Raw genomic sequence first — 4,261 nt, 5'->3', positions numbered from 1 at the left:
GGACACCGGACTGCTCCGGGTAGCCGCGTGGTGCGGCCTCTTCCTCGGTGCCCATGACGGACTGCGCACGTGGAAGAGCATCCTCACGATGCTCCGCAGAATCGTCGTGGCGGGCACTCTCATGGCCACCCTCGGGCTCGCCCAATTCGCCACGAAGAATTCGCTCCTCGGATGGTTCGTGATGCCCGGGATGAGCGGCGACGGGATCGGGATCGACCAGCGCGGAGGCTTCGTCCGCGCAGCGGGGACTGCGTCTCACCCGCTCGAATACGGCGTCGTCCTGTGCATCACGCTGCCCATGGCGATCACCTTCGCCATCGAGGATCGGAGGAGAAGCCTCGTCGCGAGGTGTCTTCCCGCGGCCATCATCGCCACCGCGGCGGTGCTCTCGGTCTCTCGTTCCGCGCTCATTGCGGTCGGCGTTGCGATGGCGGTCCTCGCCGCCTCGTGGACCCAGCGCCAGCGCATTGTCGCCGGGATCGCCGGGATTGGCATCCTCGGAGTCGTCTATGTCGCCGTTCCGGGAATGGCTGGAACCCTCCTCGGCATGTTCACCGGGGCGGCCCAGGACTCGAGCGTCGCATCGAGGATCAGCGGCTATGACGTCGCTTTCGGCATGGCGGGGCGCCTTCCGTTCTTCGGCCGTGGATTTGGGACCCTGCTGCCCACCTATGTCTATTTGGACAATCAGTACTTGGGCATCATCGTCGAGCTCGGCTTGTTCGGGCTCGCAGCGGTCCTGGGGCTGTTCGCAACGGCCATAGTCCTCCCCTGGCGAGCCCGCAAACGTGCCGAAACTCGGCTCCAGAGGCAGCTCGGTGCTGCCATCGCGGCAGCTCTCGCCTCCGCCGCGACGTCCTTCACCTTCTTCGATGCTCTGTCCTTCCCGCTCTCGGCCTGCTTCATGTTCCTCATGCTCGGCATCTCGGGTGCTTACTGGCGCATTCTGCGCTCCGGCGATGCTGAGGTGGCGCAGAAGAAGGCGGCGGGAACGGCCGCCACGGCTAGCGCGAGGCCGTAACTGCGAAGACCGCTCCGGCGGGCACAGCAACCGTGAGGGTGTTGCCCTCGACGGTCGGGGCGCTGCCCGCGGCAAGCCCGGAGCCAGAGGTGACCGTGCTCAGGCTCGCCTTGGCGAGGGATTTCGTACCGGAAATCTGTACACGGAAGCGCTGTGTGGAACCGGTCGGGTTGGCACCCAGGATGACTGTGGAGCCGCCGGGGCTGACGAAAGCCTCGGAGTCCACTGATTCTGCTCCGCGGGATGCCACGTGGGCCGAGCCGGGCGGCAAGCTGCGAAGGAACAGGGCCAAGACGTCAAACGATCGCCGTGGGGTGTAGCTCCCGTCGGAGTTGTATTTGAGGGCGCCCCAGTACCCCTCCGCCCCGTGATGTTCGTAATAGCCATCCCACGCATCGTAGAGCTGTGCGCCGGTCACCCCTTGATCGATGAGCGAGAGGAGGTCCCGGGCCATGCTGAGCGCGTGGTCCCAAGTGTCCGCGGGTTCCGTGCCGGTGTCGCAGCCGTTGCAGGGCGCGTTGAACTCGGTGGCCCAGACTCCGGCTCCAGCAGCCTTGCTCTGGGCCACGAGCTCGGGGACTGAGGCCGTATCACCGTTGTAGCTGTGAATTCCGATGCGTGCGATCTTGGCCGCAACTGCGGGGTCGGCCAGGAGCGCCGGAATGTACCGGTTGCGGGCCTCGTCAGGACTGGACGTGTCGGGCACCACGAAGCGGACATCCCCGAGGCCCATCGTGTCGAGCCTCTTCGACAGCTTGTCGAGCAGGGCTGTCATCTGCTGTGGGTCCACCTTCGGTCCCTCGATGCCGTTCCAGTCGGCCTCGTTGAGCGGGCTGACGAGGTTCAGTCGGAGGTGCTTCTGGTTCCGGGCGTAGTCGATCAGGGAGGCGATCATCCGCACCCAGTAATCCTCCTTGTCCGGAAGAATCTGTGTGCCGCCCATCCAGTCCGACACCCCACCCATCACACTGAGCGATACGGTCTGCCCGGGGGATGCCTCGATGTAGGCGATCGTGTTCCACAAATCCTGCATCTTGGGCGTCTCGTAGATCCGCTGGTAGTAGGCAGGGTCGATCGTCTCGGGCTCGCCCGTCTGGGTCGGTTCCCAGTCGGCCTTCTCAATGATGACACGCCACGTCATGGGTCCGAGCGCCGTGTAGCGATCGATCGCTGGCTTGAGCTGGCCGCCTTTCCAGCTGTGCACGTTGGCGTCCACGCCCAAGCCCGTCATGACCTGCTGGGTGGACGCGGGATCCACGAACATGACGCTCGTGGTCAGGCTCACCCCGGCCATCGAGGACGGTCCGCCGGTCGATGAGGGGTCGGGTTCGAGGATCGGCGGAGGGACCGTGGGGCGATCCGCGCCAGCCCCTGATGTCTGGGTGCCGCCCTCTTCGGGCCGCTCCGGGGAGGTGCACCCCGCCAGCAGCAGGACCGCGAGGAAGACCGCCGCGGACGCCAGCCGGCGTCCGCGGCCCAGGGACAGGATCATGGCGTGGTGAAGACCACGTCTACCCAGTAGTTGGTGGCGTTGTAGCTGCTGGTCGGGAAGCCCGACGAGCCGTACCGGTACAGGCCGTTCAAGTGGCTCGCCGTGCTCGCGAGGCCGTGGAGCGGAGGCGAGTCGGCCGAGGATGTGAAGTACGCACCGTTGGCCGAGTAGAAGCCGCTCGGGGCGTAGTACGAGACCACGTAAGTGGTGTTCGCGGTGATCGCCACTGGGCTCGAAAGGGTTGCGGTCTGCCAACCGCTTGCCGTTTCGCCGGTGAAGGTCACCGTGGCGAGGAGTGTTCCGCCCGCCGTCCACAGATGCCCAACGTGCGTCCCGGTGTTCTGCGCTCCCTTGTAGAAGCGAATACCCGTCACGGAGCCCGAGACGTCAGACGTGAACTGCATGCCCAGCTCCACGGCATTCGGGTCGTTGACGGAGATTGAGGCGGGTGTCGAGGACGAGGCGAACACGCTGCACGGACACGTGCTCCCAGAGGCGGCCGCTGTCGTGAAGCTCCAGCTGTAGGCGGATGGCATCGCCTGGCCCGTGCCGCTCTTCACGCCGGACACCGAGGCCGTGTAGGTCGTGTTGCCAGCCAGGGCATCGTTCGGAGTGAATGTGTACGTTCCGGCCGCGGAGAGGCTCCCGGTCGTGCCGGCGACGGCCGACCCGCCGCTCGGCGTGAGGGTGAACGTCGCGGACGAGGTGTCGACGGCTTGGTCGAACGTCACCGATACTGACGACGTTCCAGACACTCCAGTCGCCCCTTGTGACGGGGAGGTGCTGAGGACGGCTGGTGCTGCGGGAGAGCCAGGATTGAAGACCGCATCAACCCAATAGTTGGTGGCGTTGTAGCTACCGCTGGGGAATGCTGAGGTTCCACCGTAGGTGTAGACACCGTTGCCGCCGCTCCCAGCGCTGGCGAGCCCCGTGATAGGCGCTGCCCCCTGAGCATTCGCGAAGCCGTTACCGGTGTAGGAGTAGTTGCCATTCGGCGCATAGTAGGAGACGACATAGGTGGTATTCGCTGAGACGGAGACAGGAGTCGAGAAATACGCCTGCTGCCAGCCCGACCCGGTCTCGTTGACGAAGGTGACGGTCGCGAGTTTCGTCCCGTCCGACCCCCACAGGTTGCCTACGTGGGTTCCGGTGTTCTGCGAGCCCTTGTAGAAGCGAACGCCAGTGATCTGGCCAGCTGTGCTCGTTTGGAACTTCATGCCCAGTTCGACTCCATTGGTGTCCCCGGAATTAGCCGTTACGGGCGTCGCGCTCGTGGGGAAGACCGTGCACGGGCAACTGTAGGAAGCCGCGGTGGTGAAGCTCCAGCTGTAGGGCGACATCGTCTGCCCGGTCGAGTTGGTGGCTCCGCTGACCGTGGCGGTGTACTGGATGTTGTTCGCGAGGGCTGCGGAAGGCGTGAACGTCGCGGTCGTGGTGGCGCTCGAGTACGAGACCGACCCGGCGACGGTGGCTCCGCCAGCATCCTTGAGCACGAATTGGATCGAGGACGCAGTCACGTCTTGGTTGAACGTCGCGCTCACAACCGAACTCGTGGCCACACCGGTTCCGCCAGGCGACGGGTTCGTCGAGGAGACGTTAGGCGCCGGTGGGGCGCTGGCGGTCGTGAACGTCCACGAGTACGGCGAGGACATGGTCTGCCCGGTGGAGTTCGTCGCTCCGCTCACGGTCGCGGTGTACGTCACGCCGTATGTCAGGGCGCTCGATGGCGTGAACGTCGCCACGGTCCC

The 4,261-nt window shown here is 65.5% G+C and carries 3 protein-coding genes; 1 reads left to right on the top strand and 2 read right to left on the bottom strand.

Going from position 1 to position 4,261, the window contains the following annotated elements; all coding sequences use genetic code 11:
* On the top strand, positions 1 to 1,021 hold a 1,021-nt coding region (locus ACTHL9_RS09840; RefSeq protein ID WP_440518723.1), incomplete at its 5' end, for an O-antigen ligase family protein.
* Here the strand turns inward: ACTHL9_RS09840 and ACTHL9_RS09835 are convergent.
* Positions 1,005 to 2,513, bottom strand: coding sequence for a hypothetical protein (locus ACTHL9_RS09835; protein WP_440518721.1), 1,509 nt, complete (start codon positions 2,511 to 2,513; stop codon positions 1,005 to 1,007). The two genes, ACTHL9_RS09840 and ACTHL9_RS09835, sit on opposite strands and share 17 nt — an antisense overlap.
* Positions 2,510 to 4,198, bottom strand: a complete 1,689-nt coding sequence (locus tag ACTHL9_RS09830; protein WP_440518725.1) for a DUF4082 domain-containing protein — start codon at positions 4,196 to 4,198, stop codon at positions 2,510 to 2,512. The genes ACTHL9_RS09835 and ACTHL9_RS09830 overlap by 4 nt, the downstream gene beginning before the upstream one ends.
* Positions 4,199 to 4,261 lie beyond the last annotated feature (63 nt).

Origin of the sequence: Sinomonas sp., assembly GCF_051955515.1 — a bacterium.
In the GTDB taxonomy this organism is placed as follows: Bacteria; Actinomycetota; Actinomycetes; order Actinomycetales; family Micrococcaceae; genus Sinomonas.
Note: the sequence above shows the minus strand (reverse complement) of the source record. Positions and strands in the feature narration are given on the sequence as shown.

What these genes read in the sequence shown, in the direction of transcription:
- ACTHL9_RS09835 (WP_440518721.1), bottom strand. Translation starts at nt 2,513, where the DNA reads ATGATCCTGTCCCTGGGCCGCGGACGCCGGCTGGCGTCCGCGGCGGTC.